Annotated in this window: 3 protein-coding genes; 1 reads left to right on the plus strand and 2 read right to left on the minus strand. The window is 35.5% G+C overall.

Annotation, left to right across the window (positions count from 1 at the left end):
• The coding region (locus AC22ZQ_RS14670; RefSeq protein ID WP_318959493.1) for a hypothetical protein at positions 1–184 on the minus strand (184 nt) is incomplete at its 3' end.
• A 28-nt stretch (positions 185–212) separates the two neighbouring features.
• Positions 213–539: a magnetosome magnetite crystal formation protein family gene (locus tag AC22ZQ_RS14675; RefSeq protein WP_318959494.1), complete on the minus strand. Its 327-nt coding sequence runs from the start codon at positions 537–539 to the stop codon at positions 213–215.
• A 253-nt stretch (positions 540–792) separates the two neighbouring features.
• Here AC22ZQ_RS14675 and AC22ZQ_RS14680 point away from each other — a divergent pair, with 253 nt between their 5' ends.
• Positions 793–1,434, plus strand: coding sequence for a sterol desaturase family protein (locus tag AC22ZQ_RS14680; protein WP_318959495.1), 642 nt, complete (start codon positions 793–795; stop codon positions 1,432–1,434).
• Positions 1,435–1,503 lie beyond the last annotated feature (69 nt).

Here is a 1,503-nt window from a genome sequence, read left to right on the forward strand (position 1 = left end):
CGACCTGGTTTTTCATTCCTTTCTTGCAAAGCTTCACAAGGTCGCTCTCCAATAAAGCATTCAAAAGCCAAGCCCCAACATCCGCGGTGCCGCTGCTATCACTAACAGAAGTCAGTTTTGAGAAGGAGTCTGGGGTTGAGAGAGGAAAACAAATGACACAAAAAAAGGCTACTGCTTCAAACAATAACCTTCACCAATATCCATGTTGTTCTTTATTCAAACAACCTTCCAAAAGTTTGATCTATTTTCTTTCCGATATAAGGAACATATTTGTATTCTCCATTTGCCGCACCTACAATTTGTAGAATGCATATAATAAAGTACAGTAAATTCAAAATACCGTTTACCGTATCTAAATGCAATAGACGTAAAAGTGTGCTAAGTACAGTAATTAGAATTAACAATCCGAGCGACTGGCGCAGGTGAAAGGCATTGAAACGCTTATCATCTCCTTGCTTATCGTTGTTTAGTACTAAGGCAACTATAAAACCTATAATGGTAATATAGGTAATAATGGAGGGCAGTTTATTTTTTTCCATGACCTGAAATTTAAAAAAAGAGCCCTCTACGAAAGAGAGCTCCAATATTAACCTGTAGAAGTTAATAACTGATCCGTTAAACATAGTTTACGCGAATACTCTCAGAAGGTTACAGAAACACAATTTTTTTTAAACCTCATTTTTAACTACCTTTTAAGTAAATTAAATTTATGTCGCCTGCGAGAAGTTTTTTACTAGCATTTATTATGCATGAACTATATTTTTAGGTTACTAAATTAAACAAGCGTTTATTATGAATGTCAAGATTTTTCCCAACAAAAAATCACCAAGACTTTTCAGTAATAATTTCTTGGAATTACTGACTTGGTCACACCCACTACTGATTTTTAGTATGTACAGTGTTATTGCATACTTTTTAATGAATTATTTTATTAACGAGCTCCATCACACCCTTGGAAGCGCCATTGGTTATTTCGTCTTAGGATTGTTTAGCTGGACCTTAGCAGAGTATTTCATGCACAGGTTTTTGTACCATAAAATCAAAGACGCTAGTTTTAACAGTGGTTTTCAGTACATGTTTCATGGTATACACCACGAATACCCCAATGATGAAGGAAGAATAGTATTACCTCCTGTTCCTTCTTTGATTATTGCCTCCTTATTCTTCTTGGTGTTTTACCTTTTCATGGGCGAAACTACCTATGCCTTTGGTCCTGGTTTTATGATCGGTTATTCTTTGTACATGAGTATACACAACATGGTGCATAAACGTCCATCTCCAAAGAAATACAACTTCTGGTGGCGTCATCATAACATTCATCATTTCCAGCAGCACGACAAAGCCTTTGGAGTAAGTACTTCGCTTTGGGATAGAGTTTTTGGAACCATGCCTGAGATAAATAGGAGTACAGTTTATGCAGATTTTGTTTATTAGAATTTTAGAGTTTTTGTCTTTTAGACTTTTAGAAAGTTAATTTTAATTGCTCCGTTTCTGTTATGAGGC

The sequence above is a fragment of the Lishizhenia sp. genome (assembly GCF_057456495.1).